This window comes from Weissella paramesenteroides (assembly GCF_036327715.1).
GTDB lineage: Bacteria > Bacillota > Bacilli > Lactobacillales > Lactobacillaceae > Weissella > Weissella paramesenteroides.
The window spans coordinates 521,627-538,075 of record NZ_CP130559.1 but is presented as its reverse complement, the minus strand read 5'-3'; the positions used below and the strand labels follow the sequence as shown (position 1 = coordinate 538,075).

Annotated in this window: 16 protein-coding genes; 1 reads left to right on the top strand and 15 read right to left on the bottom strand. The window is 38.6% G+C overall.

What is annotated here, in order from left to right:
- Position 1: 1 nt before the first annotated feature.
- The 9 genes from cdaA to QRX23_RS02510 all read right to left on the bottom strand — a co-directional run bounded on the left by cdaA (position 2) and on the right by QRX23_RS02510 (position 8,312).
- Positions 2 to 835, bottom strand: a complete 834-nt coding sequence (gene cdaA / locus QRX23_RS02550) for a diadenylate cyclase CdaA (protein ID WP_131473797.1) — start codon at positions 833 to 835, stop codon at positions 2 to 4.
- A gap of 8 nt (positions 836 to 843) precedes the next feature.
- Positions 844 to 2,901, bottom strand: a complete 2,058-nt coding sequence (locus QRX23_RS02545) for a Na+/H+ antiporter (RefSeq protein WP_330155836.1) — start codon at positions 2,899 to 2,901, stop codon at positions 844 to 846.
- Between the two features lie 21 nt (positions 2,902 to 2,922).
- The gene (gene murB, locus QRX23_RS02540) at positions 2,923 to 3,816 is read right to left on the bottom strand and encodes a UDP-N-acetylmuramate dehydrogenase (protein WP_330155835.1); all 894 of its coding nucleotides are present in this window, start codon (positions 3,814 to 3,816) and stop codon (positions 2,923 to 2,925) included.
- A 15-nt stretch (positions 3,817 to 3,831) separates the two neighbouring features.
- A complete protein-coding gene (locus QRX23_RS02535) occupies positions 3,832 to 4,365 on the bottom strand; it encodes a 3'-5' exonuclease (RefSeq protein WP_002828885.1) in 534 nt (177 codons plus the stop codon).
- Between the two features lie 12 nt (positions 4,366 to 4,377).
- Positions 4,378 to 4,890, bottom strand: a complete 513-nt coding sequence (locus tag QRX23_RS02530; protein ID WP_330155834.1) for a GNAT family N-acetyltransferase — start codon at positions 4,888 to 4,890, stop codon at positions 4,378 to 4,380.
- Positions 4,890 to 5,351 carry a tRNA (adenosine(37)-N6)-threonylcarbamoyltransferase complex ATPase subunit type 1 TsaE gene (gene tsaE / locus QRX23_RS02525; protein ID WP_330155833.1) on the bottom strand — a complete coding sequence of 154 codons (462 nt, stop codon included), beginning with the start codon at positions 5,349 to 5,351 and terminating at the stop codon, positions 4,890 to 4,892. Before tsaE ends, QRX23_RS02530 begins: the two co-directional genes overlap by 1 nt.
- 109 nt (positions 5,352 to 5,460) lie before the next feature.
- Entirely contained in the window at positions 5,461 to 6,438 is a 978-nt protein-coding gene (locus QRX23_RS02520; RefSeq protein WP_330155832.1) for a linear amide C-N hydrolase, read from the bottom strand.
- 99 nt (positions 6,439 to 6,537) lie between these two features.
- Complete coding sequence (pta, locus tag QRX23_RS02515; RefSeq protein WP_150177291.1) at positions 6,538 to 7,518, bottom strand: phosphate acetyltransferase; 981 nt, start codon at positions 7,516 to 7,518, stop codon at positions 6,538 to 6,540.
- A 128-nt stretch (positions 7,519 to 7,646) separates the two neighbouring features.
- Positions 7,647 to 8,312: a uracil-DNA glycosylase gene (locus tag QRX23_RS02510; RefSeq protein ID WP_166434792.1), complete on the bottom strand. Its 666-nt coding sequence runs from the start codon at positions 8,310 to 8,312 to the stop codon at positions 7,647 to 7,649.
- 127 nt (positions 8,313 to 8,439) lie between these two features.
- On the opposite strand from QRX23_RS02510, the gene QRX23_RS02505 reads away from it, so the two are divergent.
- Entirely contained in the window at positions 8,440 to 8,997 is a 558-nt protein-coding gene (locus tag QRX23_RS02505; protein WP_330155831.1) for an LURP-one-related/scramblase family protein, read from the top strand.
- A 130-nt stretch (positions 8,998 to 9,127) separates the two neighbouring features.
- Here QRX23_RS02505 and QRX23_RS02500 read toward each other — a convergent pair whose 3' ends face one another.
- From QRX23_RS02500 to eno, 6 genes are all read right to left on the bottom strand, one after another.
- Entirely contained in the window at positions 9,128 to 9,865 is a 738-nt protein-coding gene (locus tag QRX23_RS02500) for an amino acid ABC transporter ATP-binding protein (protein ID WP_002828893.1), read from the bottom strand.
- A complete protein-coding gene (locus tag QRX23_RS02495; protein ID WP_330155830.1) occupies positions 9,865 to 11,316 on the bottom strand; it encodes an ABC transporter substrate-binding protein/permease in 1,452 nt (483 codons plus the stop codon). Before QRX23_RS02495 ends, QRX23_RS02500 begins: the two co-directional genes overlap by 1 nt.
- A gap of 182 nt (positions 11,317 to 11,498) precedes the next feature.
- Entirely contained in the window at positions 11,499 to 11,969 is a 471-nt protein-coding gene (gene smpB, locus QRX23_RS02490) for an SsrA-binding protein SmpB (RefSeq protein WP_330155829.1), read from the bottom strand.
- 22 nt (positions 11,970 to 11,991) lie between these two features.
- The gene (rnr, locus tag QRX23_RS02485) at positions 11,992 to 14,343 is read right to left on the bottom strand and encodes a ribonuclease R (RefSeq protein WP_330155828.1); all 2,352 of its coding nucleotides are present in this window, start codon (positions 14,341 to 14,343) and stop codon (positions 11,992 to 11,994) included.
- 74 nt (positions 14,344 to 14,417) lie between these two features.
- Positions 14,418 to 14,657, bottom strand: coding sequence for a preprotein translocase subunit SecG (gene secG, locus QRX23_RS02480; protein ID WP_002828898.1), 240 nt, complete (start codon positions 14,655 to 14,657; stop codon positions 14,418 to 14,420).
- 134 nt (positions 14,658 to 14,791) lie between these two features.
- Positions 14,792 to 16,150: a phosphopyruvate hydratase gene (gene eno / locus QRX23_RS02475; protein ID WP_002828899.1), complete on the bottom strand. Its 1,359-nt coding sequence runs from the start codon at positions 16,148 to 16,150 to the stop codon at positions 14,792 to 14,794.
- Positions 16,151 to 16,449: the final 299 nt, after the last annotated feature.

The following is a 16,449-nucleotide window of genomic DNA, read 5'->3' as shown; positions in this document are numbered from 1 at the left end:
ATTACTTATCTCCTCGCTTTAAGAATGATCTTAACTGCGTCCACCAAGATTGGTTAGCTACCTCATCTGATGTGACAAGCTGACGGGTAAGATACTTCCGATAATCCTCACGAGATAACGACTGCATCAATTCCGAATTTCTAGTAATTGACACAGCACCCGTTTCTTCAGACACAACAATAGTTAGTGCATCCGTAACTTCTGAAATTCCGACTGATGCACGATGCCTTGTCCCCAACTCTTTAGGAATTGTTGCACTGTCCGACAATGGTAAATAAGCTGCAGCAGTTGCCAATCGATTATCTTTCAAGATAACTGCTCCGTCATGTAACGGTGTATTCGGAATAAACGTATTAATCAATAGCTGACTTGAAATTTCAGCATCAATTGGAATACCGGTTTCAATATATTCTTCTAAACCTGTCTCCATTTCAATTGAAATTAAAGCACCAATACGTCGCTTAGACATATATTGAATCGCATCATCGAGCTCATTAACCAATCGTTTTTCAGATTGATATGCCTGTTTTTGTCTGAACAAGCCAGAACGACCAAGGTGTTCAAGACCTCGTCGAATTTCAGGCTGAAAAACAATCACCATGGCGATGACTCCCCAATTAATAATTTGGTCAGTTACCCAAGAAATTGTCGCCAATCCGAAATACCAACTAACTACCTTCACTATGATAACAATTCCAACACCACGCAGTAAAGTGACCGCCTTGGTACCACGAATCAGCATCATCAATCGGTAAAGAACCCACCAGACAATGATGACATCAATGATACGAACAATGTTTATATTTTTTAATAATGCATCAATATCAAAATTCATACTAACTCCTACTCTTCCAAATTGGTCAACATGCCTGCTTCCGTAAAGTTAATATTTTGTCGAATGTTCATACTCGTCGCATTCGAGATAAAGTGAGCTTCAGTTAAATGTTGTACCGCTTCACGTTGTGCATTCAAGCCAACTAATTCGAGTTCAATTTTCAAATCTTCAATATTTTGTACACCTTTACGACCATGACGTTCACGTTCCAAGCGTGAACGATACATAATAATTAAATTATACGCTGCCGTTTGATCCAGGTGCGAATTTTGTGCCTCTTCTGTACTAATATATTTTGAGATTGCTGCAATTGCTTCTTTGGCAGATTCATGATGCGCTAATTCATACTCTGACATCAATGTGTCAGAAGAATCATCACTTAACCAGACACGTACCATGCGTCCAAAACTCATTAAGAATCTACGAATTTGACGCCAAGTTCGCTTACCTCGATCATGGGTAACTAAATCATCCAATTCGGATTCTGCACGATCAATTCGTCGACCTTCACTAGCAAAAACTAATGGTGTAATGCGCTCATCGACTAACAATCTTTGAATGGCACTTCGTTCTGCTTCTAGAGCGATTTGCCGTAATGACATTTCTGCATTCAAGATTGGACTCAACTTGTCAGTTTTCATAAATTGCAATTGCAGTTGGCGAATTTGAATTTGATATCGTCGAATTATTTCATAGACAACCGCCTGATTTGATTCTCGGCGTCGTGCCTCAATTTCTCGCACAGCTGACTGTAAAACATAAACCCGTGCACGTGGTTCTGACATATGTTGTGCGACCTTAGCTTGCGCCTTATTCTTACCAGGTGGCACTTGTGTTTTCTTTGTTCCACCAACTATTGGTAGAAACACAATGGCAACAACCAACGATAAAATTATTGTGATAGCAGCAATAAATAGCATTAGCGCACGTTGTGGAAATGGTTGGCCACTATCTGTTACCAGTGGTACAGACAAAACTCCGGCCATTGTCACTGCACCGCGAACCCCTGTCAGTCCAGATGTAATGGCAACCTGCCATGATGCAGTTTCATTTTTATGATTTTTTAAACGTACCCATTGTGAGACATAAGTCCAAACAACACGAATACCAAAAATAATGAACCAAGTAATTACTGAATACAAAATAGCCATCGGTAATGATATGACTTTGCCTAAATGTGTTGCTAATGGGAATTCAATTCCCAAAATAACAAATATGTATCCATTTAATAGGTATCCGAAAACATTCCATGTATTAATACCAATAACATGGAGTTCCCCCGTATAATCAACATCATGTTTTGTATGAATATTTAAAATAATTGCCGCAACGACAACAGCAATAACACCAGATGAATGAATTTCTTCAGCAATAATATAAACTAAGAAAGGTGTGAATAATTGAATCACAACCCGTAATGAGACATCATTAATGGCATGCGCAGATAGCCAGTCACCAACAGCATTAATAAGAAACCCCATTAATGCCCCTACTAAAGTTCCCACAATAGAAACATATAGAAACTCACCTGTTGCGTCCCAAAGCGAAAAGGTTCCTGCTGTTGCAGCTGCAACAGCAAATTTAAATCCAACCAGACCACTTGCATCGTTAATTAGGCTTTCTCCAGCCACTAAATGCATAATTGAAGGCGGCAATTTTGCTTCAGATGCAATGGCTGACACTGCTACGGGATCAGTCGGTGATAAAATAGCTGCAATCGCCAATGCTACAGGAAGTGGTAACTGTGGAATCATCCAATAAATCAAAAAGCCACCAACAATCGTTGTAATAAATACTAATAAGATTGCATTACCAAAAATAGGCCCTCGTAATTCCCAAAGCTCTTTTTTAGGAAATCGCCACGCGTCTGAATAAAGCAACGGGGCAATAAATAAAAGTAAAAACCATTCTGTATCAAGTTCAATTTCAACATTAAAAAATACAGCCACAAGTAATCCTAATCCAATTTGGATCAAACTGACTGGTATTTTTTTTAGAAAGTTACCTAATACGTTGCCTAACACAACTAAAAATGTTAGACCAACAACGGTTTGTAGTAGAACCATACACACACTCCTTTTCTTTGTTTATTTTCTCCCTAGTACCCGAACTTCAGTTTCTAAGTTTACTGAAAACTTTTCATATACAACATCTTGAACATGCTTAATTAACTGAACATAGTCACTCCCGGTTGCTTGTCCACGATTAACAATAAAACCTGCATGTTTTGTCGATACCTGCGCACCACCAATTTGATATCCTTGTAGACCAGAATCCATAATCAATTTACCAGCAAAATATCCAGTTGGTCGCTTAAAAACTGACCCACATGATGGAAATTCTAAAGGCTGTTTTTGTGCGCGACGGGTATTAAAATCAGCCATTTTTTCACCAATTTCTGATCGTTTCCCAGGTTGCATAGTAAATGTTGCTCTAATAATGACATCGCCCGTTTTCTGAACCAAACTATGACGATAACCGAATGCCAATTCAGCTGCAGAATATGTTTTTATTTCTCCCACCGGCGTAATTACATCAACACTTTGTAAAACTTGATCGATTTGACCGCCATATGCCCCTGCATTCATAAAAACAGCGCCACCAATCGATCCAGGGATTCCTGCGGCCCACTCTAAACCAGTTAATGAATAGTCATAGGCTACTTGTGCTACCTCAATTATCCATGCCCCTGCTTCAGCAGTGATGCTATTTTTAAAGACTTCAATTTGATGCATATCGGTCAAGAAAATGACTACTCCTTGTCGACCATCATCAGTAATAACCAAATTTGAAGCATTACCAAGAACTGTAATGGGTAAATCAGTCTCATTTGCAAAATGGACGACCTGTTGTAGTTCTTGTTGTGTTTTTGGCCAAAAGCACCAATCTGCTGGCCCACCAACACGTGTATTTGTATAGTCTCCTAAATTAACATTCGCCTGAATGTTATAACTTGGAAACATTTCATTCAACATCTTCATTTTTCAATTCCTTAATTAAATCACTTTAACCAACTGTTTCAATGGTTCAACACCAAAATCAGTTGCTTGTCGTACTAAAATCTCAGCTGCCGCTACTGTGTCATTAAGTGCATTATGATGGTGTTTTAAATCAATTCCTAGCGCTGCCGCTACCGTATTTAATTTATGATTTGGTAATTCTGGATAAAGTTTTCGTGACGTGCGCACAGTATCTAAAGATAGATAGTGCGGCAAGTCAATATCATAATGAGTTAATGTTTCTCGCAAAACACCATTATCAAACGGCGCATTATGAGCGATAACTAATTGATTAGGTGTATAAAACTGCTGAATTTGCTCCCAAACTTCTGGAAAAATTGGTGCATTACGGACATCAGCTTCGGTAATCCCATGAATACGAGTATTACGCTTATCAAAAAAACTATCTGGTTTAATTAATGTATAAAATTCATCAACAAGTTTGTTATCACGCACAACTGCCAATCCAAGCGATACAGCACTATAACGCTTAGCACTTGCAGTTTCAAAGTCCATTGCAATAAAATTCATGGTTACACCTCATCAATCTTTGACCGTCCAGGCCATGTCAAAAGCTGGCACCAGCTTTTGATCACTATTCATAATTTCACTTTCAGAACCGGCAATGCGCTTAAAGCCCATTTTTTCATAAATATGAATGGCAATTTCATTGATTGTTTGTACTGTTAATACCAACTGATCGACTGAACTAAAGGTTATTGCCCAGTTTAAAATTTCTGAAATCATTGCTTGTGCTAATCCATTACCTTGATAATCAGCTAACACCGCAACCCCAATTTCTGCAACTCTTGGTTGGCCAGGCTTTGCCGCAGCCGACGCCAAACCAACTAATTGTCCCTCTTCAGTGACCGACACTAGCATAATGTTATTTGTTGTCGTCTGCAGAATATCAATATTATCAGCTTCATCCGTTGCTTCAATCGTTTCAGGATCTTGTGCAATCATAAATGTACTAGATTCATCCTGTAATTGAAATAACAGTCCCATCAGTTTTACTGCATCCTGTCTATCTGCAGGTCGTACAAATACTTCCATTATGCCTCCATTGCTGCTAATAATTGGTTTGATCGATGACCAGTTGCCGTAATTGTAATTAGTCTTTCTGTCTCTTGACCTGCAACCCGTTCAAACGAAATTTTTAATACATCATCAGGTAGATCGGCCTTAATATACTGTGACCATTCAACTAATGCAACACCATCGCCACCGAAATACTCTGATAATCCTAAATCCTCGGCATTTCCCTCTTCACCTAGACGATAAACATCCAGATGGTATAAAGGAAACTTTTCTGTACGATATTCACGTACCAAAGTAAACGTTGGACTCTTAACGGGCCTTCTCACACCCAATTCTTTTGCAAATCCCTGTGTAAAAGTAGTTTTTCCTGCTCCTAAATCACCTGATAACAAAATTGTGTCACCAGCTATCACATTTTTTGCCAACTTAGCGGCTAATTCTTGTGTTTCATTCACTGTGTTTACTAATATTCTCATAGTTAAAAGTATACCATTTTTGACTAACTGATTACAGAGCACAAACGGCTCAAATAAAGGCAAAAAAGCTCAACATAAAATTTTTACGGAGCTTTAATGACATAATATTTTAATTTAATTGATTAACCGTTAACTCATCGGGAACATTATAAACGACTGCCTCAGTAGCAGTTAACATATCATCTGTTAACTGTAGTTTGGACACTTCACCCTGATGATAAGACTGAAAATAATAACTACGGCTTTCAGCCACCGTAGCTGCTCGATAAACCGAGAATGTTTGTTGATGTGTCAAATTTTGTGGTACTGTCACGCTATCTAATAAATGCCAGCTGGTAATAATTGCCTCTGCTTCATCCGCAGGTTGATCAGCCCGTTCTTTTAGATACGCTGCTCTTAAAAAACGTGCACCAGGTGAGTAAGAACCTGGCGGTGTCGCTTTGCCAGATAGTTTTCCCGTTGTTACTTTAGGAACGTTGATTGGCATTTTGCCCGCCTTGAACTCTGGTTTAAAATCAACATATTTTTCTAATTGCTGAATTTGACGCTCAAAATGAGGACTATTGGTTACCACCCCCAGTGGATTCGCCACAATTCTCATTGGCCAAGTAGTTGGCTCAATCACGACGATTGCCCCAGTAGGATCAGTAACAGCAAAATGTAATTCAGGATTGCCATACTTTATGACACTATTTTTTTGAGACATTAGTTGAATGTCAGCAATATGTTCAGTAATATCAGCAATTGATTTAAAATTTCCTAATAGCCAAAATACAAATTCAAATGGCGCAATCTGTACTTTAGAATCGTCAATTTCATCCACAAAGTTTGCACCATTACCAAAAGTCAATTTTTGTGCACATAGTCCATATTCATTAACACCATCCGCAATATCTGTTCGTTTATTGCTTAATTCACCACCACCAATGAAGGCATACTTGTTTTGTATGAGATGCCGATTAAATGATGAATGCCATTGATATTTTCTAGGCACAAACATTGGCGAATTCTCTAACCTCGGCCAATCCATTGTTCGTGACAAAACATGTACACCATTACGTGCAACTTGAAAAATACTCGTACACATACGCTGTCCCTCTTACCTTATATATTAAAAAGCGCCATGACACATCTCATCTATAAATTGCCAACGAATTTGTGTTATGTCGCTCCTCTATTAATTTATCTAGTTTTCTAATGCCTGTGCAGCCGTAATAATAGCGACCTTATAGACATCTTCCTCATTGGCGCCTCGTGACAAATCTGAAACCGGCTTTGCTAACCCTTGTAAAATTGGACCAACTGCTTCAAAGCCGCCTAAACGTTGGGCAATTTTATATCCAATATTTCCAGATTGTAGATCAGGGAAGATAAAGACATTTGCTTGACCAGCAATTTCAGAATCTGGTGCTTTTGACTTAGCGACCTCAGGAACGAACGCTGCGTCAAATTGTAGTTCACCATCAAGTGCCAGTGATGGTTCTAGTTCTTTAGCAATTTTCGTTGCTTCTGAAACTTTATCAACCTGTGGTGCCTTGGCTGAACCCTTTGTAGAAAAGCTTAGCATCGCAACCTTTGGATCAATACCAAAGACTTTTGCCGTCTTAGCTGACTGAATAGCGATTTCTGCCATCGTTTGTGCATCAATGTCAATATTGATGGCTGCATCAGCAAAGATATAACGTTCATCATCACGTTGCATGACAAATGCACCAGAGATTCTTGATGAACCTGGCGCTGTTTTGATAATTTGCAAAGCAGGACGAACAGTATCCCCAGTCGGATGTGTTGCACCAGATACCATACCATCAGCTAAATTCATATAGACTAACATCGTACCAAAGTAGTTCACATCAGTAACCCACTTTTTAGCAGTCGCTGTATCTGTCTTACCATGGCGACGTTCAATAAGTTCATGAATCATGTCGTTCAACTTATCTTCAGGATAACTTGCTGGATCAATAACTGTTATGTTTGATAAATCAAATTGATGTTTTTCTGCCGTCGCATCGATCAATGACTGCTTTCCTAACAAAATTGGCTTAACTAGACCATCAGCAGCTAAACGGATTGCTGCACCTTGAATACGTGCATCTTCCCCCTCTGGAAATACAAGCGTCTTATTTTGTCCTTTTATCTTATTTGCTAATTGCTCAAACAACTCCATGATCAACAAACCCCCGTCTTTTTTTAAAATTATTTTTTAGTACATATCCTATTATACCATAGAGGCACTAAACCCATTGATGTATAGCCGTTTCTAAGTGTTTCACTTTAGCAACAAAATATATTGATTTATACCCATTTAATAGGTGCAACATTATTTTTTTGTAAAAATTCGTTAGTTTTACTAAATGGTTTAGAGCCAAAAAAGCCACGATAAGCAGACAATGGACTTGGATGAGGTGCTTGCAACACCAAATTTTGTTCACCATTAATGAGCTGCTTTTTATTTTGCGCTTGTTTCCCCCACAAAATAAAGACAGTTGGTTGATTTCGTTCCGCAACTAGTTTAATAATTTCATCAGTCAACTGTTCCCATACTTCTCCTGCATGCCCCCCTGCATGGTGAGCTGGTACTGTTAAAACTGTATTTAACAGTAAAACACCTTGTTTTGCCCAACGATGTAAATCACCATTGTTGGGTGCAGTAACTGCTAAATCATCTGTCAATTCTTTATAAATATTAATCAATGACTTAGGTAAGGCCATCGTTGCTGGTACAGAAAAACTCAACCCCTGCGCTTGGCCAGGGTTTGGATATGGATCTTGCCCTAAAATCACGACTTTCACCTTGTTTAAAGGGGTTTCTTTTAACGCAGCAAATACATTTTGTCGTTCTGGATACACCGTATCGACTAAATAAACTGTATCTAAAAACTCTTGGATGCGACCAATATAATTTGGCTGCAATACTGGTTGCAATGCATCTGCCCAATCTTTTGGTAATAGCTCTGGCATATCGACTCCTATTTTCATAATTTGAATTCATGCATATACCTATTATACCGACTAAAACACGTTCACACATGATTATGTTAGAATAAAATAATGAGTAATCTTTTTCATGTCATGACGAGGTGTTTATATGCATGATTTACTAATGTCAAAAGTAGGTGAACAATTTGATGGTACAACTACTGTCACAACTTATACAAATGTCGTCAAATACATTATCTCTGGACAAATCGGTCAACGTTACGATACGATCACCATTTATAATCAATCCTACGAACCACTTGCTAAGATTACGCAAATTTCAAGTGGTATTATTCCTAGGTTCATTTTAGCAAACCATCAACGAGAAGTCGGTTCAATCGGCCTATCGCTGAAGTTACACGAATTATTATTTGTGAACAACTTAAACTGGTTTGTCCTTGGTAGTCTTGAAAAACGTCACTTTCAAATAAAAACAGTTAGTCAACAATTAGCAACCGCGACCCCAAGTAAAGATCAACGTCTATTAATCAAAATTTCTGATACACATCAAGAGCCACTTTTATTATTGATTATTGCCTTTTTAGATCGATGGGAATTTATTGCTCATGGGCACCCACTAGCTTGGCCAAGTATTTTCAATATGCCAGCCCCACGTTTGACACCATTTATTAATTCTAAAGCACTAAAATATCTACCTAGAAAATAAAAAGGCTGGGACAGAAATTGTCTCAGCCTTTTTATTTTTTGCGCTAAAAGTGCGTAATTAAGAGCATATTAGTTTTATAGCATAAACGCGTTCCAAAAGTCTGAAGCCGGCTTTTGTCTCGCTCTCTTATTTATACATTCAAAACTTTATCTAAGAAATCACGTGTACGTGGATCTTGTGGATGATCAAAAATTTCTTTTGGTGCACCTTCTTCACGAATATAACCATCTGCGAAGAATACCACACGATCAGCAACCTGCTTAGCAAAGCCCATTTCGTGAGTCACCACAATCATCGTCATACCTTCTTCAGCAAGTTCTTTCATAACTGCTAAAACATCACCAACCATTTCTGGATCTAATGCTGATGTTGGCTCATCAAATAACATAATTTCCGGATTCATGGCCAAAGCACGCGCAATTGCCACACGTTGTTTTTGTCCACCAGATAATGTGTCAGGCTTAACGTCTGCCTTATCAGCTAGACCAACACGATCTAAAAGCTTTTTAGCATTTGCAATCGCTTCGCTTTTGGTCATCTTACCTAATTGTACTGGTGCTAACGTCATATTCTCCATGACTGTTAAATGAGGGAAAAGGTTAAAGTGTTGGAATACCATACCAACCTTTTCACGTATCTTGTCGATGTTCACCTTAGGTTGGTTGATATTCTGACCATCAATAGCAATTTCGCCACTATTAATTTCTTCAAGCTTATTCAATGCACGTAGAAATGTAGATTTACCAGAACCAGAAGGGCCAATCATTACGACAACTTCACCTTCTTCAACAGCCAAGCTCAACCCTTTTAGCACTTCATTTTTTCCAAAGCTTTTATGAACATCACGTGCTTCAATAACTGTTGCCATTATTTGATCCTCTTTTCTACCCAATTTGATAACCAAGTTAATAGTGTAATAACGATAAGATATAGAACCGCAATCATTAACCAGACTCTAAATCCTTGCAAATTACGAGCAATGATTAATGTACCTGTTTGTGTTAATTCAATAATACCAATTGCTGACAGAATTGATGTATCCTTCAACGTAATAATAAATTGGTTAATAAAACTTGGTATCATTAAGCGAATTCCTTGTGGCATAACAACTTTGCGCATTGCTTTACCATATGGTAGTCCCAATGAACGTGCTGCTTCAAGCTGTCCTGAATCGACCGACTTAAATCCACCACTAACGAAAGCCCCAATATAAGCACCTTCATTCAAAATCAACGTAATAACACCCGCTGTAAATGCCGGAATTTTTTGTCCAGTTAAGTTGGGAATTCCAATATATATAAAGAAAGCTAGAACAAGCATTGGTAACCCACGGAAAATGTAAATAATTGTCGTTGAAAGGCCACGAGCAAACTTACTTGGCATAACGCCTAGAATACCTAGGAATATTCCCCAAATAGCCGCCAGAATAATTCCCACTAAGGTCAACTCTAGTGTCTTAACTAGCCCACTAGATAGCGCACTCTTATTTTCTTTAACAAGATCCCAAATTGTTGTTTTTTGATTTTCAGTCTGGTTAGCTGCATTCTTTTTATAATTGTAACCACCTTTTCCTAGATATCGGTTAACAATCTTGTCATAAGTACCATCTTTTACAATTTCTGCATAACCTGCATTGAATTTCTTTAATAGTTCAGCATTAGCAGACTTTTTGACACCAAAACCATACCAATTACCTTTGGCTGGCTTTGTGACAATTTTTAGATTTGTACCTTGCTGAATCGCATATGCCATAACTGGTTGATCCTCAAAAACAGCAACCGTATTACCAATCAAAACATCATTGTACATTGTATTTGAATCATTAAAGAAGGTCACTTTAAAACCATACTTTTTTGACATCTCACGTGCGTAATCCGCTCCAGCACTACCTGTTTTTGCAGCAACTGTTTTCCCTTTTAGATCAGACAATCCCATGATTTTTGATTTTTGTGAAACAGCCATAACAATACCACTTTTATAGTAAGGCGTTCCAAAATCAAAAGTATTTTTACGCTCGTCTGTTATGGACATACCAGCAACGATACCATCAACTTGACCGGCCTGAACTGCTTGCACGCCAGCATTGAAGCTCATTGGCTTTAGCGTATAGGTAAAGTGCTCGCGTTTTGAAATTTCTTTCAGCATATCCATATCAATTCCACGATACTTCCCGTTATCTGTTTGAAACTCAAATGGTGGGAATGTTGTATCAGTTGTAATGGTATAGTTTGGTGTTGCTGCATGCACAGCTGGTGAACTTACCACTATCCCAACTGCCAGCCCAACTAACGCCATTAGACTAATTAACCACTTGCGCATTGTCTATTCCTCCAAGACTATAATTTTTAAATTCATACCAGTTTATTTTACGCTATTCACACTATAAAAAGATATTTTGTGTCAGTTTTTCTGACATTAAATACTCTTTATCCGTAAAGTAAAAACACTGATTTGATGGATTCTAAGCTAGACTCCCATCAAACCAATGTTTTTAAAAGTTATTAATAACGTTTCTTCAATGTTCGGTGTAACTCACGATCTTGATCACGTCTTTTGATTGTTTCACGTTTATCATAATTATGTTTACCGGTTGCAACACCAATTAAAACCTTTGCAAAACCATGTTTTAGATAAACCTTCAAGGGCACAATCGTTTTACCCTGCTGCGCAACAGCCGCCTGTAATACTTGAATTTCTTTTTTATGTAATAATAATCGTCGACTACGTAGCGGATCATGATTAAATCGATTACCTTGTTCGAATGGACTAATATGCACATTATCTAACCAAGTTTGACCATCACGAACCTGGACAAATCCATCCCCAATCGTGATTTTACTGGCACGAACTGATTTAATTTCTGTTCCCGTCAATTCGATACCTGCTTCATAAGTTTCAGCAATCGCATAATTATATCGTGCTTTATTATTAGTTGCCAACGCACCATCAGCGCGCTGCTTTTTTTTAACCATGACAACCCCCTGATTCTAATTACTAATGACGGCCTTTACGGTTGGTACCTTGATGCTTCGAATCTGGTTTACGTTTATTCTGATAGGCACCAAATGGCTTACCATCATTATGAGTTTTATTTCCCTTTGATGAATGATTACGCTTATCATGTTGACGGCGCTCACCACGATTTTTACCAAAAGCACCACGATGTTCTTCTGGTACTTTAATATCGGTCAAAGGTGCTTCATCTGGGTCTACCAGTACAAAATCAATCGATGCTTGTTCCTTATCAACACGAACAACACGAACTTTCACTGGTTGACCAATTTGATAGATATGATGTAAGCGCCGGCCAATCAATGCCATGTGTGCTTCATCGTAAACATATTGATCATCAGTAAAGTTTGATACATGAATCAATCCTTCAACGGTGTTCTCTAATGAAACAAACATACCAAATTTTAGCACACCGTTGACAACACCATCAAACTCTTGGCCAACTTTGTCCATCATAAACTCAGCCTTCTTCATCGCATCAGTATCACGTTCTGTATCAACTGCACGACGCTCTTTGACAGAAGTATCTTCACCAATTTGAGCTAGTTTGTCTGCATACTTTGCCTGTGCTTCTTCACCAAGCCCATTCTTTTCATACCACTTGATCAATCGGTGAACAGTTAAATCAGGATAACGACGAATTGGTGATGTAAAGTGCGTATAATATTGGGCGCCAATTCCAAAGTGCCCTAATGGTTCATTTGAATACTTCGCTTGTTTCATTGTACGCAGCATCATCGTTGAAACCATCTGTTCTTCCGGACGACCGACAAAGAAATTATGAATCGCTTGCAAATCTGTTGACTGTATCTTTTCAGGATCTAACTTTACTGGTGCTCCCAAAGCTTTTACAAATTCAACGAAGTTTTGCACACGATCAGCATCCGGCGTTTCGTGAATACGATATAAGAATGGTACCTTAGCTAAGTCAAAGTGCATCGCAACAGTTTCATTTGCTGCTAACATGAACGATTCAATAATTCGTTCTGATAAACCACGTTCACGTAATTCAATATCAGTCGGCTTTCCTTGCTCATCAACAATGATTTTTGCCTCGGGTGCATCAAACTCAATTGCGCCTCGTGCCGTACGCTTTGCCGACAAAATGCGATGTAACTCAGCCATATCTTCAAACATTGGCACTAATTCTGCATATTCAGAACGGGTTTCTTCGTCACCATCCAAGATTGCATTCACTGCCTTATAAGTCATACGTGCATGTGATCGCATCACTGATGTATGTAGACGATGATTAACCAAGTTTCCTTTTGGTGTGAACTCCATTTCAGCTGACATCGCTAATCTATCAACACCTGGATTCAATGAAGCAATGCCATTTGATATTTTACGTGGCAACATAGGAATCACACGATCCGTTAGGTAAACTGATGTGCCACGATTATAAGCTTCTTCATCCAAAGGCGTTCCTTCAATCGCATAATGAGATACGTCAGCAATATGAACACCTAAGTGGAAATTACCATTTGGTAACTTCCAAACAACAACCGCATCATCCAAATCCTTTGATTCAATTGAATCAATTGTAACTAATGGTTGGTCGGTAATATCTTCACGTCCCTCACGTTCACTATCTAATACTTCGTCAGGAATCGCTTCTGCCTGCTTCATTGCATCTTCAGGAAAGACATGTGGTACATCATGGTTGTAGACAATTTCCAAAATATCAACACCTGGATCATCTTTATAACCAACTTTATCTGTTATGACACCTGTAAAGTGCTTTGGCATTTCAGCTGACGGATATGTTGCAATGGATGCCACAACGACTTCACCATCTGTCGCAACTAACCCACCTTCTTTGACCAAAAACTCAAATGAAGAAAACTTTTTATCAGTTAATCGTATGCTACCAATATAGCCCTTGTAATCACTACCGAGAGCGAACTCCCCAACAACTTGTTCACGTCCGTGCGTAATAATTTCCTCAACCTTACCCTCTGGACCACGTTTCTCATCACCTTTATTAAGTAATTTCACACGCACTTCATCACCCTGAGTGGCAAAGGCAGTATTATCTGGATTAATAAATACATCTGGTGCTGTTTCATCGTAATGAACAAACCCGAAACCTTTATCATTAGCTTTAAAAATACCAATCACACCCTCATGATCAGCATTATACTGGAAAGCCCCTGCATCATTGACCTTGACTTTGCCAGCACGTTCCAAAGCCGCTAATGCTTGCACAACTAGCTTAAAAGCATTTGCATCATTTAATCGCAACCCATCTGTCAACGTTTGTGCTGGATACGCTTGGGTTGGATTACCTTTCAAAAAACCAAATAATTGATTTTGTAAATTTTGTAACTCCATTAATTTCTCACTATTCTTAAAATGAAAGACCTCTCGTAATAAATGTCACGAGAGGTCTTGAGCACTGGTTATTTTTAATGTGAAGAAAGGTAAACAAGCGCCAATCCCAAAATAAACCAGATTGCTGCAAGAACTGCTGTAACTCGTTGCATCACAGCGACAAATCCTCGGGCCTTTTGGGTTGCAAACAAGTCACCACCACCGCCACCTGATAATGCTGACAAAGCATCCTGTTGCTTAGATGGTTGCATCATAACCGCAATAATAATTAGTGCACCCACTATAATCATTGCTGTTAATAGTATGTTGTACATCCTGGTGCCTCCTCTTTCTTCTATCTCTCATCATATATACTTTTATAGCATAACATAGGTAATAAATTGTCTCAATAAAAAAAGTGAGACTGATCAATAATTCCATCAGTCTCACTTATCTTTATATTAGTTAATTATTTTGCTTCGTAGTTAACAATTGCATCACGTGCAGACTTGTCAATGTTGTAGAAGCTGTTAATACCCTTGTATTCAGCAACCTTATCAGTCAACAAATCTTCAATACGCATCAATTGGTTGTACTTAGCAATACGGTCAGTACGTGACATTGAACCAGTCTTAATTTGACCAGCGTTAGTTGCAACAACCAAGTCAGCAATTGTTGTATCTTCAGTTTCACCTGAACGATGTGAAACGATAGCTGTATAACCAGCTTCCTTTGCCATTTCGATTGCTTCAACAGTTTCTGTCAAAGTTCCGATTTGGTTAACCTTAATCAAGATAGCATTAGCAGCACCCTTAGCAATACCCTTTGCCAAGAAGTCAGTGTTCGTTACAAAGAAGTCATCACCAACGATTTGTACCTTGTTACCAAGACGATCAGTCAACTTTGCCCAGTTATCCCACTGTTCTTCATCGTTCAAGTCTTCAGCTTCTGCCAAAGGATCCTCAACAGAAACAACTGGGTACTTCTCAATCAAGTTTTCTAGATAGTCGATGAATTCATCAGTTGTGTATTCCTTCTTATCAGGTTCACCAGCTAATGTATAAATCTTCTTTTCATGATCATAGAATTCTGAAGAGGCAACGTCAAAGGCAATTGCCACATCCTTTCCTGGCTTGTAACCAGCGCGTTCGATCGCTTGCAACAAGTATTGGAATGGCTCTTCATTTGAAGTAAAGTTAGGGGCAAATCCACCTTCATCACCAACAGCAGTTGAGTGACCTGATTCCTTCAACAAAGCTTGCAATGCGTGGAAAGTTTCTGAACCCATACGAACAGCTTCAGCAACTGACTTAGCACCAACTGGCATAATCATGAACTCTTGGAAATCAACTGAGTTATCAGCATGTGCCCCACCATTAACAACGTTCATCATTGGCGTTGGCAATACCTTTGAGTTAAATCCACCAAGGTAGTTGTACAATGGTGTACCTAATTCATCAGCAGCGGCACGTGCAGCAGCAATTGAAACACCCAAGATAGCGTTGGCACCCAACTTACCCTTGTTTGGCGTACCATCCAAGTCGATCATTGTGCGATCCAACAAAACTTGATCAGTAACATCCATACCAATCAACTTGTCCTTGATTACCTTGTTAACATTTTCAACAGCCTTCAAAGTTCCTTTTCCAAGGAAACGGCCCTTATCACCATCACGTAATTCGACAGCTTCGTTAACACCAGTTGAAGCACCAGATGGCACGATACCACGACCAAAGCCACCTAATTCAGTGTAAACTTCAACTTCAACAGTAGGGTTACCACGTGAGTCTAAAACTTCGCGTGCATAAATATCAGTAATTGCAGACATGTTGTCTTCTCCTTACTTATTCTTGAAAGTATAGTTAAATATGGGAATATCCCTCGAGACTTATTGTAACATAATTCACAGTATATGCTAACAACGACGTCTGTAAGTTTAATAACGGACACAAAAAATTCACATTACCTTCACAATCAAACGATCACTTTTTAATTATTCTTAAAAATCAATGCGCTGACGTCACTAATTTGCAAGTGATTTGTTGTTGTTTTGTTATACTAATGACTGTCATGTAATTGTTAAGCACGTTAAACTATACTTGTTATTACATTATTTTTTAAGGGAGA